This is a genomic window from Streptomyces sp. NPDC002845 (assembly GCF_053591955.1).
Map to the genome: position 1 here is coordinate 19,879 of NZ_JBSFUU010000012.1, position 13,741 is coordinate 33,619.

The following is a 13,741-nucleotide window of genomic DNA, read 5'->3' on the forward strand; positions in this document are numbered from 1 at the left end:
CCCTTTGCGACGGCGGGTCAGGAAGCGATCGGAGGGAATGCGAGCTTGACCCCGGCGTCTGCACAGTGGCCGTTGGCCTTCTTCGTCAGCTGGTCCACTTCCCGGTCCGCCGGGGGTGTGCCCTCCCCCTTCGCGTGCTGGAACGCCCACCCTTCGTATATGGAGATCTGGGCGCTGAGGAATCCGTCCTTCATCTGCGACCTGCGCAGCTCCCCCGTGCTCTGCCACCACTCTTCGACGGCTGCCTTGCCGCTGGGGAGTTCCTGCGCATCATCGACGATCTTCTGCGCCAGCAGGCAGTCGGCCTTCGACGCCTGACTGGGCTTGCTGCGCTCGTTCCACCAGAATCCGGCCGCGGCCGCCATCACCGCGAAAAGAACCAGTGCGACGACGCCGAACAGCATTGCCTTTTTGTTTCGCGCGGACTTGTTTCGCGCGGGCTTGTCCTGCATGGGCGTGGAAACAGTCATGACGACCTCCGAGAAGTTTCTTCCGACGCTGTTTCGGCACTGTTTGTCGATCAGCACGGGTAATTCTCGAAGACCGGGCATCGCGGCACATCGGTTCAGAACCTGATCTCCGCGCCGCACAACTGCGACCGGGAGGGGAGGGCGGGACTGCGACCGCGGTCGCAGTCCCGCCCCGTAACAGCAGGAGTCGCTGGTGAGCGGTCAGCCGGCGGGGCTGACGAGGCCCGAGTCGTAGGCGAAGATGACGGCCTGTACGCGGTCGCGCAGGTCCAGCTTGGTGAGGATCTTCCCGAAGTGGGTCTTCACGGTCGCCTCCGCGATGAACAGACGGGAGGCGACCTCGCTGTTGGACAGGCCCTCGGCGATCAGCGCGAGCACCTCTCGTTCGCGCGTGGTCAGCATCCCCAGCCGCTCGTCATGGCGGGGCGAGGGCGCCAGCCTGCCCGCGAACCGGTCCAGGAGCTGGCGGGTGACGCGCGGGGCCACGACGGACTCGCCGCCCGCCACGACACGGATCGCCGTCACGACCTCCTCGGGCGGGGTGTTCTTCAGCAGGAAGCCGCTCGCTCCGGCCTGCAGCGCGGCGAAGGCGTCCTCGTCGGTGTCGAACGTGGTGAGCACCAGCACCCGGGGCGCTTCGGGGAGTTGGCCCAGCCGCCGCGTCGCCTCCACCCCGTCCATGACGGGCATGCGGATGTCCATGATGACGACATCGGCCTCGGCGCGTGCCAGCAACGCCAGGGCGTCCGCGCCGTTCTCCGCCTCACCCACGACCTCGATGTCGCTCTGCGCGGCCAGCACCATCGCGAATCCCGCCCGGATCAGCGGCTGATCGTCCACGACGACGACACGGATCGGCCCACTCGTACCCTGCACCCCGCCACGCACCCCGCCACGCACCCCGTCATGCACCCCGTCATGCAGCTCGCTACGCATCTCGCCGTGCACTCCGTCATGCGTCTCGCCGTGCGTCTCGCCGTGCATCCCGTCGTGCATCCCGTCGTTCATCCCGCCGTCCTCACCGGAAGTTCCGCGTCGACCTGCCACCCCGCGCCCAGGCGCGGTCCGGCGGTGAAACTGCCGCCGGACACCTCCACCCGCTCACGCATGCCCACCAGCCCGTTTCCGCCGCTGGCCCTGTCTGCCACAGGCCGGGAGCCGGCCAGCTTGCCGGCTCCGTCATCGACCACGCGAATGAGTACGACGTCCTTGTCGAACCGCAGCGTGATCGTCACCTCCGCGCCGGGACCGGCATGCCGCAGCACGTTGGTCAGGCTCTCCTGGACGACCCGCAGCACGGTCAGTTCATCCGCCGTCGACAGCCCGTCCCGTTCACCCTCGACCTCCAACGTCACCTTCAGCCCCGCGGCGCGGGCACGCTCGGCCACCGTCTCCAGGTCGTCCAGCGAGACCCGGCGGCGACCGGCACCCGAATCCGGCTCCTCGCCCTGGCCCGAGGCCCGGCCGCCGCGCAGGACCCGCACGATCCGATGCATGTCCTCCAGCGCGTCACGGCCGGTGTCGGCGATCGCCCGCAGCGCGGAACCAGCCTTGTCGGGATCCGTCTTGAGGGCGTAGCCGGCACCGTCGGCCTGCAGAATCATCACCGCCAGACTGTGGGCCACCACATCGTGCAACTCCCTGGCGATCTCCGCGCGCTCCTCGGCGGCCGCGAGCCGCACCAGATGCTCACGCTCCCGTTCCGCCGTGGCAGCCCGGGCTTCCAGGCTGGCCACGTACAGCCGACGTGTCCGCAGCACCATGGCGGTCAGCCACACGGCCGCGCAGACACCACCGAGGGCGACGATGTCGCCGAAGGACTCGCCCTCCTGCTTGCCGAAGGGGATGAACCCGCCGAAAGCCACGGCCACGCCCAGCAGTACGACCGCACCCGCCGTGTAGGCATGCCACATCTGCCGGGCATGGGTGACCACCGAAACCATCGCGACAAGCAACGCCACGTCGTACGCGGCCGGTTCGGACGACGGCACGAACTGGATCAGCGCAAGCCCCGAGACCAGGCCCATCACCAACATCGGCCGACGCCGACGGAACACCAGCGCCAGGGCCATCGCCCAGCCGATGAGCTGGTCGAACGCATCGGTGTAGCGCGAGGCCAGGCCGACCACCAGCACCGCGATCGCGACGTCGTACGCCGTGTGTATCCACGGCAGAGCCAATAAGCGGCGCAACATGGCCAACAGGCTACGACACCGATCTACGAAGGGAGTTGGCCTCCTGCGGCCAAGGTCGGCCAAGGTCGGTCAAGGTGATCCAGACGATGGCCCGGTGCGCACCGAGAGGCGGTCCTACCCGCGCGAGCCGGCCGGCCGGACCGCCGCTCCCGCGGTGACGGCGGCGGAGGGCGATGAACCGCCCCCGGCTCAGGATGATGATGAACCGCCCCCGGCGTAGGTGATGTTCGGCCGAGGAGGCCTGGCCATGCCGGCTCCGAGGAAGTAGTCGACGTGGTGGGACTGCATGTACCCCTTGAACGTCATGGCGTTCCGGTAGGCGGGGTTGTGCGCGAGCGTGTACAGCCGGGTGTCGGTCGGCTGGTTCGTGGAGAAGATGATCAACTCGTCGTAGGACGCGTTGGTGTACACGGCCTCCTCGCGCCAGTCACCGAGGATGTCGCCGACAAGGGTGGGTCCGCCCTGGGCGGCCGTGACCGCGCCGTGGTTCCAGGTGCTGACCAGCCGCGGCAGTCTGTTGGTCGGCGCCGGGCGCGCCGGGTCCCACTTCTCGATCTTGCCGTCGTTGAGCAGCTCCATGGTGAGGTCACCGTCCCACCACAGGCCCAGCTGCGGCCAGGGGCGCAGCGAGGTGTCCGGCTCGGTGAGCCTGTTGGACGGCGCGTTGTACAGGCCCGAGAAGGACCAGACCTCCATGCCGGGGAAGCGCGGGTCGACGTCGCCCGCCATGCCCCGTCCCACGTCGGCGGGGCCGGACCCGTGGTGCCTCCAGATGACGGAGCCGTTCGCGGCGTCGTAGTAGTACTCCAGCAGGCCGCTCGGGTTGTCCTGCTGCACGCCGTAGCCCTCCAGTCCCGGGCGGCCGGGGTCCATGTCCGCGAGGTGGAAGCGGTCGCCGTGGACGATGCCCTGGGGCGCCATCGAGTAGCGCAGCGAGCCGTCGCCGTTCAGCACGAACCCGACCTCGGCGATCTCGTCCGTCCCGTCACCGTTGACGTCGACGGCGCGGGAGTTGTGCCCGTCGGGTGCGTTCTGGCTGCCGCGCAGCCACGTCCACTGATGCCTCAGCGCACTGCCGGTGAACCTCCAGGCCGCCATCATCAGGTTGAAGGCCCCGTTGTCGCGCCGGTTCTTCATGTAGGCGACCAGGCTCGGCGTGGTGCCGTTGAGATACGCCACCCCGAGACGCGCGGCCATCGGACCGTCGCCCAGGTAAGTGGTCGGTACGGCGGACCAGTTGCGGAGCGCCCCGGTCCGGCCGTCGAGGACGGCCATGAACTGACGCGCGTTGTCGCTGTGCGTCCAGGTCGTCCCGTCGCCGAAGGTGACCCCGCTGGCGATCCGTACGGCCACCTCCGCGCGCCCGTCGCTGTCGAAGTCGTAGACCGTGACACCGTCCCAGTGGCCCACGTCGATCGCGGACGACCCCGGTTCGATGTTGTTCTGGTTCTGGCTGTTCGGCCCCATGCCGACCTCCCAGAGGAACTCCCCGCGGCTGCTGTAGGCCTCGATCTTCTGGGGAGAGGTCTGCCGGTCCACTACGTAGTCGTACTCGCCGTCGCCGTCGAGGTCCCCGACCCACACGAACTTCACCGGCCCACCGGAACGCAACGGCACGCGGACCACGGGCTCCACGGCGTGGTTCGCCGTCAGGGTGAAGGCCGCGCTGGGCGCCTGCTCCTGCCCGCCGATGACCGGAGCCACGCGGTAGCTGTTGGACCGCGTCAGGTCGGCCGTGGAGTCCTGGTAGTTGGTCCCGTCCGTCAGGACGGAGGCGTTGATCCTGACGTACGCGCCGCCGCCGGTGGACCGGTACACGTTGAACCCGATGCCCTCCGGGTCGAGTCCCAGCAGCCGCCAGGAGACCAGGACCTGGGCGCTGCTGGAGCGCACGGCCACGACCCCACGACCGAGATTCTCCATCACGCGGGCGGCCCGCACCGTCGTATCGGCCGTATCGGCGGCTGCGGCGTCGGGGGAAACGGGGTTCGCGGGGCCGATGGCCAGTGTGGCGCAGAGGGCCAGGACTGCCGAGATGGTGACGGTCCTCCGGTGGGCGACCGTCGATAATTTCATGCCCATGACAACACGCACATCCACCATCCTCCTCGGGAGTCCTGAAAGTCCTGGGGATTTAAACCGTTTACATGCCCGTGATGGAAGCACTGTGATGAGTACGCGTCAAGACGCTGAGGGCCCGCCCGTCGACGGGCCTGATCGGGTCCGCGATCCCAAGCGGAAACGGTTACACAGGTGCGGGTTGCGGGTTGCGGGTTGCGGGTTGCGGGAGGAGGGTCGGCCCCATGCCTCGCCAACCGCGCCCGACGACGCGCGGCCCCGCCTCGCGACGATCCGCGACGTGGCCCGACACTCCGGCGTCTCGGTCGCGGGAGCCGGCCGCCATCGGGCTGACGCGCCAGGAGCAGGCCGAGGCCGTGATCCTCGTCGGGAACATCGTCGCCGACGACGCCTACCGCGAACGCATGGCGACCTACGCCCGCGCCCTCGCCGTGACCGAAGAGGTCTCCCGAAAGCAGATCCCCCTCGCTGATCCAGACCGGAGCGACAGTCGCGCAGTTGGTCACGCACAACAACAGAGGCCACTTACGAACCTTCGTAAGTGGCCTCTGACCTGGTACATCTCTGGCTCGGGGAGCGGGTCGGCTCCCAAATGGCTCCCAGCGGGACTTCCGTCGTCGGCCATGGGGGAGGAGCTGCCTGGCGGCACTCTGGGCTTCTACGGAGTACCGGGTGTCGTTCGTTATCGGATGGGGCGGCGACCAGTGCGCTGGGACCAGCGCACGGCCATGAGGCCCAGCGCAGCCACAAGGACCACGATGCCGATGATCAACAAATAGCCCAACCCCTCCGCCACCACTCCGATGATTCCCAGCACGACGGCGACCAGAACGAGAAACAGCAAGAGGGCCATGACCCGTATGCCTCCCTTGGGCGGCTGAGCGCGGCGATCTAGCGGCGCGCGAGCTGCCGCTCGCCGCCTGCGCCCGTCTGGTAGGGCATGTCGTAGTGCTGGAAGATTGCTTCCTCTGACTCGGCGGGCAGGATGTCGTCCATGCCGAGCGAGGGTGCCTTCTTCACCAGCGTCTTGGTGTGGGAGACCTTGACGTAGCCGGGCCCGAGGATCGCCTCGTCGAGGGGGACGAAGGCCAGGTGGTGGCGGGTGGGGAGTCCGGTGCGGACCGTGGCCATGGCCGGTTCGTCGGTGGTGGTGTCGACGTAGACCGCTTCGAGTACGCCGATCTTGTGGCCCTTCGGGTCGACGACGCTGCGGTTGCGCCACTCGCGGATATCGGCTGCATGGATCATGGCCTGCCTCCTGAGCCGTTGATCAGGACCGGTGCGAGCCGCCCTCCCCGTGGACAGTCGCCGCCCACTGAGCTCGGTAGCCTTTTGTTCTTCCAGGTTATCCAGGGAATCTCTGCGTCGCGCCCTCGCGCGGCAAGGGTTTCGACCGTGGTAGTCGACAGGCATGCCGATGAAGCCTTCCGGTGCCGCGGACCGTTCATCTTGGTTCGGGTTGCTACGTCGCGTGATCGGCCGATCACGCGACGGGTGCGGGTGGCGGCGGAGCAGGGATCTTCGTCTCCGCCACCACCATGCTGCGGCGCGAACCCCTGGCAGGTGGGGCCGTGGCCTCGCTGATCGCTGATCGCTGATCACGACGGTGAACTTGGCTGCTTTCTTTGGCTCTCGGTTCGCACGTCGGTCTGCTTCATTTCCGTCAATTCCTGCCGTCAATTCCTGTCTGTTCATTGAGCGTTGAGGCCGGCCGGGTGGTGCCCACTCGACGTGGGCACCACCCGGGGCGTTTGTGGTCAGCGCCTGAAAGCGTCCTTGGCCTTGTCTCCGGCCCGCTTCAGGCTTCCGGAGACCCGGTCGGTCCTGCCTTCGCGCTGCAGCCGCCGATTGCGGGTGGTCCGGCCGATGCGTTCGGTGATCCGGCCCTTGAATTCCTGTGTCTTGTGCTTGATCGCATGTCCGACGCTCATGACTGTCCTCTGTGTGTCGACTGGAGGGGATCCCGCGCGTGATCGCCGTACAGGCTGTCATTCCCGCGGGGTGAGATCGGGCGTGAAGTGGATTACCTGCGACCGCGGCTGTACCGGCGGCGGCCACCGCTGCGCCCGCGCATGGCGAAGCCGATGATCCAGAGGACCAGCAGGACGGCCGCGACCCACCACAGGATCTGCGTCGTGAAGCCGAACCCGAAGACCACCAGGATCAGCAGAAGGAGAAGAATCCAGAACATCGCCGGGCCTCCAGTTCGCGGGGATTTCCTTGATTCCGCGGGGTCCGGGCGAAGCGGGAAGGTGGAATGCTGCGCCCGAATGATCCGGAGTGGCATAGCCCTACGCCGTGCTGCCAGTCAACGCCCGGCATCCTCCCTTGTCAACGCAGCGTCGACACTGACGAGGTCTTGGAGTTGGGCAGGGGTCGCCAGGGTGACAGGGGTCGCCAGGGTGAACGGAGCCTCGGCGAGGGCTTCGACCGGCCCGGCCGGCGGTGCCGGCAGGATGTGGTCCTCCCACCAGGACAGGCCCAGCACGGTGGCGAGCAGGACGAAGGGGGTCGAAGCGGGAACGATCAGCGCGTACATGTGTACCGCCCGTTGTGGGATTCGTGCGACGCGGCGGGCAGCAGATCGGAGCCCGCCCGGGGCGCATCGGGTGTGCCGGGATCGCGTGACGATGGGCGTGTGAGGGAACGGCCTCGCTCGTGACGCGGCGGGATCCGGCACCGATGCGCAGGGTGCGCCCTCTGGGGAGCGCGTTGGCGGTGCGACGCTGCCGGGGGCAGGGGCGGCATGTCGCACGCTAGCCCTCGCAGCAGTTTTCCGACAGGTGTCAAGCAGCCATCCACACCGGGCAGGACGCGCTGGCGTCGCACGGTATCCACAACCTTTGGGCAGGACTACGCTGTGGGGTGAGGCCCCAGTCCCCGGTATCGACGCTGTGTCACGCTCCCGGGGAGGCCCTCCGTGTTCGTCCTGCTCCTCATCCTCATCGTGGTCCTGATCGGCTTCGGCTTCCTCAATCCCATCTGGTGGGTGGCCGCGGCGGTGCTGGCCTACGGCGCCACCCGCCACGGCCGCGACCGTGGCGGAGGCCGGAGCCGTAGCGGCAGTTCCGATCTCGGGGATTACCGGGACTACCGGGAGCGCCGGGATCGTCGGGAACGCTGGGACCGCCGCTACAGCCGTCAGAACCGGGCGCGCTGGCGGCGCGAGGACCGTCGGGACCACGAGCACCGCAGGTGACCCGTGGAGTGGACCGGCAGCCACCGGCTCCGGGACGGCTCCAGCCAGGCCGGACGTCGAGATCGTCGAGAGGTGCATGCCATGCAACGCACAACCGTGATCCAACAGGCGTGGTGGGATCTGCGGGCCGCGGCCACGCGGGGGAACGCGCCTGCGGGAGAGGACGTCGTCGCACTGCGCGCCGAGAACGATCAGCTGCGGCAGGCGCCGGCGGGCCGTGCGGTCATCGACCAGGCCGGCGGCATGATGATGGTCCTGACCCCCTGCCGCCGCGGGGCGGCCAGGAACCTGCTGGTGGATGTCTCACGGCAGTGCGACGCCGGACTTCCGGAGGTGGCCGCGGCCCTGGTCGCCGCCTGGGAGGGCAAGCCGCTCCCGGAGCGGATGCAGCGGGCGCTACGTCGTACGCTGCGGCGATTTCACGCGGAGAACCAGGGGTGCGACTCACGACCCTCAGGCCAGTCGTCCAGGTAGGGAGAGGCCATGATCCACGCAGCCGACGTCCGAGAATGGCGCAACCGCGATGTCGTCGACACCGAGTCGCACAAGATCGGTGTCCTGGAGGCGGTCTATGTGGACACCACCACCGATGAGCCGGCCATGGCCACGGTACGGACCGGACTGCCCACCCGGCACCGTCTGGTCTTCGTACCTCTCGATGATGCGATCGCCGGGCCGGACTATCTCAGGGTCGGCTATGTCAGAACGTTGGTGAAGCAGGCCCCTTCGATCGGCACCGACGGCGTGCTTCCCGCCGAGCAGGAGGAAGCGATCTTCAAGCACTACGGACTGGCCTACAAGCCCGGTGCGGCCGGAGAACGGCAACTGGCGCGCCGCTGACCACCTATGGACGGGATGACTGCCCTGTGAGGTACGGACCATGCACCAGGTGACCACGCCCCGTGAAGAAACGCGGCTGTTGACGGCTGTGCCTTCGGCGGGAGATGCGGTTCTGCTGGCCGAAGTCGTCGAACTGCGCGCCGAAAATGAGCAGTTGGGGCAGGCGCTGGCGAGCCGTGCGGTGATCGACCAGGCACGCGGCATGGTGATGGCCCTGGCACCGTGTTCCAGCGACCGGGCCTGGGACCTCCTGGTGGAGGTGTCGCAGCACTGCAACATCAAGCTCCGCGACGTGGCCGCGGCTCTGGTCGCCACAACGAAGGACCGGACGCTCCCGGAACCGATACAGCGGGAGCTGCGCCGAGCACTGAGGCACCTCCATGCGGCGGCCCGGAGATGACGGCGCACGCGCCCAGCGGACGGCACCGGAAGCTGTGAGCTCAACTTTCCGGTGCCTTCGTCCAGGACGGCCGTCGGACGCCTCTGTTGTGTAGCCCGCCTAGTGGATCTCAAACACCCAAGCCCTGTTTGAAAGGGGACAGTCCGGGAACCCGCCAAGCGTGCTTCAGACCGGAGGCACGCCCGTGGGAGCAGCTGTCGCTGCTCCCAGTGCGCTGCGGTCCGACGGCTCCCACGGTGAGCGACGCCACCGATGAGGGAGACACGCGCCCATGCCGTACGCACGCACTCAGAGCCCACGAAGCGCATACGCCTACGACGACGCCCCGGACACCGATGCCACGTTCCACCGTATCGCCGCCCTGCCGGACGGCCCGGAGAGGACCGCGCTGCGGCAGGAGGTGGTGTGCGCCTGGGCGCCGATGGCCGTGCGGCTCGCCCGGCGCTTCCGTCACCGCGGCGAGTCCTTCGAGGACCTCAAGCAGGTCGCCCGACTCGGCCTGGTCAGGGCGGTGACCCGCTTCGACCCCAGCCGCGGCACCGCCTTCCCGAGCTTTGCCATACCGACGATCGTCGGCGAGGTGAAACGGCACTTCCGGGACCACCTCTGGGGCGTGCACGTGCCGCGACGCGTACAGGAGCTGCGCGGCCGGGTCCGCACCGCCGGCAATGAGTGCGCTTCGCTCTACGGTCGTGAACCCTCCGTCCACGAGATCGCCGCGCACACCGGCCTCACCGAGGCGGAGGTACGGCTGGGCGAGGGGGCGCGGGAGAGCTTCACCGCGGTGTCCCTGGACGTCGTACCCGGCCGCTCCGAGCACAGCCGTCCACTGGCCGACACTCTCGGTGGCCTGGAGCCCGGCTTCGACGTCATCGTCAACCGTGAGGCGCTCCGCCCGCTGCTGCGGGCGCTGCCCGAACGCGAACGGCAGATCCTCTACATGAGGTTCTTCTGCGAGATGACGCAGGATCGTATCGCCCGGCAGCTCGGTCTCTCGCAGATGCACGTCTCCCGGCTGATCATCCGCACCTGTGCGCGCCTGCGCGACCAGGTGATGGCCGAGGCCCACGATCGCAGGAGGACCGTGTGACGACGTCCCGGCTGCACGGGCGGCGCCGGACTGTCAGGGCGCGGTGTGGGCCGTTCCCTGTCGCCGGCGGTGCCCTGCGGACAGGGGCGGTGCCGTTCGTCCACATCCAGGCGGTCGCCTTCGCGCTGCGGACGCTGTTCATCGAGCAGGAGTTGGACCAAGACCAACACCGAGCTGACGCGAGCGATCCACGCCATGCCCGGAACTGGGGTGGCTCCACCGCCGTCTGATCGAGGACGGTGCAGCGCAGCAGCGGGCCCCGGCAAGGGCGTGGGTCAGGACCCCAGCCCGGCGAGGGGTTCGGAGTCGTCGATGAAGGCGCGGGCCACGTCGGCCAGGCGCCGGTTGTGTGCGCGGGCGTAGCCGCGCAGCGCGCTGAACGCCTGCTCCATGTCGATGCCCTGGCGTTCGGCGAGCTTCCCCTTGGCCTGTTCGATCAGCACCCGGCTGTTCAGCGCCGTCTGCAGCTGTTCGTTGAGCACCGTGCTGCGGTGGACGGTGCGTTGTTGCAACAGGCTGATGGTGGCGACGTCGGCCATCGCCTGAGCGATGAGTGTGGCGGGCGGGTCGAAGGGGCCGGGCGCGGCGCGGAAAAGGTTCAGGGCGCCCACGGTCTCGTCCCGCAGGCGCATGGGCAGGGCCTGGACGGCCCCGAATCCGCTGCGGTGGGCCACCGTGACGAAGCGCGGCCAGCGATCGACCTCCCGGGTCAGGTCGTGGATGACCACCGGTGCGCCGGTGCGGAAGCAATCGAGGCAGGGGCCTTCGTCGTTCTGGAGCTGGAAGAGCTCCAGCAGGCGCACCTGTTCGTCGGAGGCGGCCATGACGCGGAGTTTGCCGTCCCGGTCGGCGAGCAGCACCCCGGCGGCGCTCGCGTCGAGCATGCCGACGCAGCGGTCGGTCAGCAGGCGCAGGAAGTCGATGAGGTCGAAGTCGGCGACCAGGTTGTCGGCCAGCTCGACGAAGGTCTTGGCCAGAAACTGTTGATCCATCGTGGGCACCCTTGATTGAGACTAGTCCCTGCTTGAGGGGGCGGGAAGTACGGCACGTTTCTCGGTCGGCACCGATCGGTCAGGTTTCCTCATCGGCCTGGTCCGGCTCCGCGTCCGGTGAGAAACGGAGCCGATGGGCCACCACGTCCGCGGCCACGTCGGCGAGCCGGCGTCCCTGCGCATAGGCGTAGGCGCGGAGCCGGACGAAGGCTTCTTCGATGCCGACGCCGAGCTGGACGGTCAGGATGCCGCTGGCCTGGTCGATCTCCGCCCGGTACGCGCCCAGGTCCTCGACGGGGCCACCGCCCGGCCCGCCCGTCTCGTCGATTCGCGCGGCGAGCAGCACCAGAGTCGCGAGATCGGCGAACGCCAACGCGTCCGCCAGTTCCTCTGCGTTCAACCGGACCGGAACGTGGGCGTACAGGTCCAGAACTCCCGGGCTGATCGCCCCCATCTGCAGAGGGAGCGCGAACACCGCGCGTGCCCCGGCTTCCAGGGCCGCCTCGGCGAACACCATCCAACGGTCCTGCAGGTCACGGGTGAGCAGATCGGGTGTCAGTACGGCCGAGCCGTGCAGGAAGGCGTCCACGCAGGGCCCCTCGCCCAGCGTGAGCTGGAGCTCTTCCAACCGCTCGCTGATGTCGTCGGTGCTGCACAGCGGGTGGCTCGGCGCGCCCTTGGACATCGCCGACAGCCCGGCCCCGCCGACCGGCAGCGCGGCCACGGCCGCGGTGCACACGTCCACCACACCGACCCGGGCACCTCGTCGGGCCGCCTGCTCGGCCACCAGCATCCGAATGCGGGCCGACCGGCTGTCCCGGCTGTCAGGGCCCACCCGGGCCACCGCCTCCAGGCATCGTGACAAGGCCCTCCAGCCTCGCCGTGGTGCGTTCCCCGAGGGGAAGTACCAGCGCGCGGAACGTGGTGGCGCCCGCCGGCCTGCGAAGCTCTCCGATGTCCAGCCACCCCCAGGAGCGGAGTGCGGCGAGGGCTGGGCGATCGGCCGGGTCCACCAGGGTGGCGCCGAGCGATGCCTGATGGTCGGTCAGCAGCCGCTCCTGCACACGACGGGCGAGGCCCCGGTCCTGCGGGTGCGGCCGGATCAGGATGTCACCGAACGCGAAGACCCTGCCGGACACCGTGAGTTGATCGATGCTGCGCGGCAATGCTCCGTCGAAGCCGAACCACCAGGAGCCGTCGCCGCGTACCGGGAATCCGAAGGCGCATCCCATCAGTCCGTCCGTCTCGGCGATCACCATGGCGAATCCCGGCCGACGCATGTCCGTGGTGAGACGGTTCAGAAAGTTCTGGCGGCTGGGAGGGCGGTACGCCTCACCCGGCGCCGTTGCGCGGGACACCACATACAGATCCGCCAGATCCTCACGCAGGCCCTCCACCAGCCAACGGTTCAGCCGACGCAACCGCACCGGAGCCATGGCGGAGGGCTCGCCGTCCCCCGGCTTCCGTGACTGTCCCCGCCCGGGTTCGGCCGTCATCGCACATCACCCGAGAGGACAGGCACCAACCGGACAGACCCGTGCGGCGGGGCTGGAGCGGGCGTGGCCGGGGTGTCCCCGAGAGGAGGTGGCAGGAGGCCGAACGGAAGGCCGAGAAGCAGGAACCCGCAGCCGACGAGGTCGAGAATTCGAGCCAGCGTCGTCGGTGGATGGTGCAGTCGCAGGGTCCCGCCGACCACGGTGGTCTGTTGCGCAGCGTGGAGGAATGCGTTGAGTCCGCTGCAGTCGCAGAAGGTGACGGGGGTGAGGTCGACGTCGATGGTGCGGATACCCTCCCGCAGGCACCGCTCCAGGGACACGCGCACCAACGGCGCGGATGCGAGGTCGATCTCACCGGCCAGGGTGATCAGCGCTCGTGTCCTTCGGTCATGGCGGTAGACGGTGAGCTGTGGCAGGGGCATGATGCCTCGGTTCGGAAGACCATGCGGCAGCGGGCGCGGTGGCGCCGGAGTCCCGGCTCCCTGGGCGCGCTCCCGGCAGGGGCGTATTTTCGGCGGAGGCAGAGCAACGGCCGGTCCGACAGCCTGCGCAGCAGGACAGCAGCAGGACAGAAGACCCACCCAGTTCCCTCCAGGGATGCGCCGGGTGACAGACGAAGAGTCCGCACCCCGCAGCCATCTGCGTTCATCAACAGCATGCCGCCGGGGTCTGGGACGTCTATACAGCAGCGTAGTCCTCGCGTCGTTCGATGGGAGGACTACGCTGCCCGATCCCAAGATGTGGACGGTGCAAAAAACGCGGTGGCTCGCGCATGTCCGAGGCATCGCAACGGCAGTTGGACGGAAAGCACTCATGACGGCCGCCCGAGTACGGCACCCCGTGCACCGCCCCAGGAGGTGGCTCGCATGACGGAGTCGAACAGTTCGACTCCGCAGGATCCGGTCGTGTGATTCCCGAGGTCTGGCGTTACGCAATTCGGTAATCCCTGTTCCCTCAGGTCGCGTTTCTGACGTGGGGGG

General features: G+C 68.7%; 19 protein-coding genes. 6 read left to right on the top strand and 13 right to left on the bottom strand.

Annotated features, from left to right (window positions below; genetic code table 11):
- Positions 1–17: 17 nt before the first annotated feature.
- The 9 genes from ACWD3C_RS10890 to ACWD3C_RS10930 all read right to left on the bottom strand — a co-directional run bounded on the left by ACWD3C_RS10890 (position 18) and on the right by ACWD3C_RS10930 (position 7,283).
- Complete coding sequence (locus ACWD3C_RS10890) at positions 18–527, bottom strand: hypothetical protein (protein WP_451142330.1); 510 nt, start codon at positions 525–527, stop codon at positions 18–20.
- Positions 528–671: 144 nt separating this feature from the next.
- Complete coding sequence (locus tag ACWD3C_RS10895; protein ID WP_451142332.1) at positions 672–1,478, bottom strand: response regulator; 807 nt, start codon at positions 1,476–1,478, stop codon at positions 672–674.
- Positions 1,475–2,665 (bottom strand): sensor histidine kinase, encoded by a 1,191-nt coding sequence (locus ACWD3C_RS10900; protein ID WP_451142334.1) that lies wholly within the window; start codon positions 2,663–2,665, stop codon positions 1,475–1,477. Before ACWD3C_RS10900 ends, ACWD3C_RS10895 begins: the two co-directional genes overlap by 4 nt.
- 189 nt (positions 2,666–2,854) lie before the next feature.
- A complete protein-coding gene (locus ACWD3C_RS10905; protein ID WP_451142336.1) occupies positions 2,855–4,759 on the bottom strand; it encodes a rhamnogalacturonan lyase family protein in 1,905 nt (634 codons plus the stop codon).
- 667 nt (positions 4,760–5,426) lie between these two features.
- Positions 5,427–5,597, bottom strand: a complete 171-nt coding sequence (locus ACWD3C_RS10910) for a hypothetical protein (RefSeq protein ID WP_451142338.1) — start codon at positions 5,595–5,597, stop codon at positions 5,427–5,429.
- 38 nt (positions 5,598–5,635) lie between these two features.
- On the bottom strand, positions 5,636–5,992 hold the full coding sequence (locus ACWD3C_RS10915; protein ID WP_451142340.1) for a PRC-barrel domain-containing protein: 357 nt from the start codon (positions 5,990–5,992) through the stop codon (positions 5,636–5,638).
- Positions 5,993–6,501: 509 nt separating this feature from the next.
- Entirely contained in the window at positions 6,502–6,675 is a 174-nt protein-coding gene (locus ACWD3C_RS10920) for a CsbD family protein (protein ID WP_451142342.1), read from the bottom strand.
- Positions 6,676–6,767: 92 nt separating this feature from the next.
- Positions 6,768–6,935, bottom strand: a complete 168-nt coding sequence (locus tag ACWD3C_RS10925) for a hydrophobic protein (protein WP_451142344.1) — start codon at positions 6,933–6,935, stop codon at positions 6,768–6,770.
- Between the two features lie 117 nt (positions 6,936–7,052).
- Positions 7,053–7,283: a hypothetical protein gene (locus ACWD3C_RS10930; RefSeq protein ID WP_451142346.1), complete on the bottom strand. Its 231-nt coding sequence runs from the start codon at positions 7,281–7,283 to the stop codon at positions 7,053–7,055.
- Between the two features lie 381 nt (positions 7,284–7,664).
- Between ACWD3C_RS10930 and ACWD3C_RS10935 the strand changes: the two genes are divergently transcribed.
- The 6 genes from ACWD3C_RS10935 (at position 7,665) to ACWD3C_RS10960 (ending at position 10,503) form a co-directional block, all read left to right on the top strand.
- Positions 7,665–7,943 carry a hypothetical protein gene (locus ACWD3C_RS10935; protein ID WP_451142348.1) on the top strand — a complete coding sequence of 93 codons (279 nt, stop codon included), beginning with the start codon at positions 7,665–7,667 and terminating at the stop codon, positions 7,941–7,943.
- An 81-nt stretch (positions 7,944–8,024) separates the two neighbouring features.
- Entirely contained in the window at positions 8,025–8,417 is a 393-nt protein-coding gene (locus ACWD3C_RS10940) for an ANTAR domain-containing protein (RefSeq protein ID WP_451142350.1), read from the top strand.
- A 9-nt stretch (positions 8,418–8,426) separates the two neighbouring features.
- Positions 8,427–8,783 carry a PRC-barrel domain-containing protein gene (locus ACWD3C_RS10945; RefSeq protein ID WP_451142352.1) on the top strand — a complete coding sequence of 119 codons (357 nt, stop codon included), beginning with the start codon at positions 8,427–8,429 and terminating at the stop codon, positions 8,781–8,783.
- Positions 8,784–8,823: 40 nt separating this feature from the next.
- Positions 8,824–9,183 (top strand): ANTAR domain-containing protein, encoded by a 360-nt coding sequence (locus tag ACWD3C_RS10950; protein ID WP_451142354.1) that lies wholly within the window; start codon positions 8,824–8,826, stop codon positions 9,181–9,183.
- Between the two features lie 271 nt (positions 9,184–9,454).
- Positions 9,455–10,273, top strand: coding sequence for a SigB/SigF/SigG family RNA polymerase sigma factor (locus ACWD3C_RS10955; RefSeq protein WP_451142356.1), 819 nt, complete (start codon positions 9,455–9,457; stop codon positions 10,271–10,273).
- Complete coding sequence (locus ACWD3C_RS10960; RefSeq protein WP_451142358.1) at positions 10,270–10,503, top strand: hypothetical protein; 234 nt, start codon at positions 10,270–10,272, stop codon at positions 10,501–10,503. Before ACWD3C_RS10955 ends, ACWD3C_RS10960 begins: the two co-directional genes overlap by 4 nt.
- A gap of 45 nt (positions 10,504–10,548) precedes the next feature.
- Here ACWD3C_RS10960 and ACWD3C_RS10965 read toward each other — a convergent pair whose 3' ends face one another.
- The 4 genes from ACWD3C_RS10965 to ACWD3C_RS10980 all read right to left on the bottom strand — a co-directional run bounded on the left by ACWD3C_RS10965 (position 10,549) and on the right by ACWD3C_RS10980 (position 13,183).
- Positions 10,549–11,265 (bottom strand): GAF and ANTAR domain-containing protein, encoded by a 717-nt coding sequence (locus ACWD3C_RS10965; RefSeq protein ID WP_451142360.1) that lies wholly within the window; start codon positions 11,263–11,265, stop codon positions 10,549–10,551.
- Positions 11,266–11,344: 79 nt separating this feature from the next.
- On the bottom strand, positions 11,345–12,100 hold the full coding sequence (locus tag ACWD3C_RS10970; RefSeq protein WP_451142362.1) for an ANTAR domain-containing protein: 756 nt from the start codon (positions 12,098–12,100) through the stop codon (positions 11,345–11,347).
- The gene (locus tag ACWD3C_RS10975; RefSeq protein WP_451142364.1) at positions 12,090–12,761 is read right to left on the bottom strand and encodes a hypothetical protein; all 672 of its coding nucleotides are present in this window, start codon (positions 12,759–12,761) and stop codon (positions 12,090–12,092) included. Before ACWD3C_RS10975 ends, ACWD3C_RS10970 begins: the two co-directional genes overlap by 11 nt.
- The gene (locus tag ACWD3C_RS10980; RefSeq protein WP_451142366.1) at positions 12,758–13,183 is read right to left on the bottom strand and encodes an STAS domain-containing protein; all 426 of its coding nucleotides are present in this window, start codon (positions 13,181–13,183) and stop codon (positions 12,758–12,760) included. The genes ACWD3C_RS10975 and ACWD3C_RS10980 overlap by 4 nt, the downstream gene beginning before the upstream one ends.
- Positions 13,184–13,741: the final 558 nt, after the last annotated feature.

What these genes read in the sequence shown, in the direction of transcription:
- ACWD3C_RS10895 (WP_451142332.1), bottom strand. Translation starts at nt 1,478, where the DNA reads ATGAACGACGGGATGCACGACGGGATGCACGGCGAGACGCACGGCGAG.
- ACWD3C_RS10900 (WP_451142334.1), bottom strand. Translation starts at nt 2,665, where the DNA reads ATGTTGCGCCGCTTATTGGCTCTGCCGTGGATACACACGGCGTACGAC.
- ACWD3C_RS10910 (WP_451142338.1), bottom strand. Translation starts at nt 5,597, where the DNA reads ATGGCCCTCTTGCTGTTTCTCGTTCTGGTCGCCGTCGTGCTGGGAATC.
- ACWD3C_RS10915 (WP_451142340.1), bottom strand. Translation starts at nt 5,992, where the DNA reads ATGATCCATGCAGCCGATATCCGCGAGTGGCGCAACCGCAGCGTCGTC.
- ACWD3C_RS10920 (WP_451142342.1), bottom strand. Translation starts at nt 6,675, where the DNA reads ATGAGCGTCGGACATGCGATCAAGCACAAGACACAGGAATTCAAGGGC.
- ACWD3C_RS10925 (WP_451142344.1), bottom strand. Translation starts at nt 6,935, where the DNA reads ATGTTCTGGATTCTTCTCCTTCTGCTGATCCTGGTGGTCTTCGGGTTC.
- ACWD3C_RS10930 (WP_451142346.1), bottom strand. Translation starts at nt 7,283, where the DNA reads ATGTACGCGCTGATCGTTCCCGCTTCGACCCCCTTCGTCCTGCTCGCC.
- ACWD3C_RS10940 (WP_451142350.1), top strand. Translation starts at nt 8,025, where the DNA reads ATGCAACGCACAACCGTGATCCAACAGGCGTGGTGGGATCTGCGGGCC.
- ACWD3C_RS10945 (WP_451142352.1), top strand. Translation starts at nt 8,427, where the DNA reads ATGATCCACGCAGCCGACGTCCGAGAATGGCGCAACCGCGATGTCGTC.
- ACWD3C_RS10950 (WP_451142354.1), top strand. Translation starts at nt 8,824, where the DNA reads ATGCACCAGGTGACCACGCCCCGTGAAGAAACGCGGCTGTTGACGGCT.
- ACWD3C_RS10955 (WP_451142356.1), top strand. Translation starts at nt 9,455, where the DNA reads ATGCCGTACGCACGCACTCAGAGCCCACGAAGCGCATACGCCTACGAC.
- ACWD3C_RS10965 (WP_451142360.1), bottom strand. Translation starts at nt 11,265, where the DNA reads ATGGATCAACAGTTTCTGGCCAAGACCTTCGTCGAGCTGGCCGACAAC.
- ACWD3C_RS10975 (WP_451142364.1), bottom strand. Translation starts at nt 12,761, where the DNA reads ATGACGGCCGAACCCGGGCGGGGACAGTCACGGAAGCCGGGGGACGGC.
- ACWD3C_RS10980 (WP_451142366.1), bottom strand. Translation starts at nt 13,183, where the DNA reads ATGCCCCTGCCACAGCTCACCGTCTACCGCCATGACCGAAGGACACGA.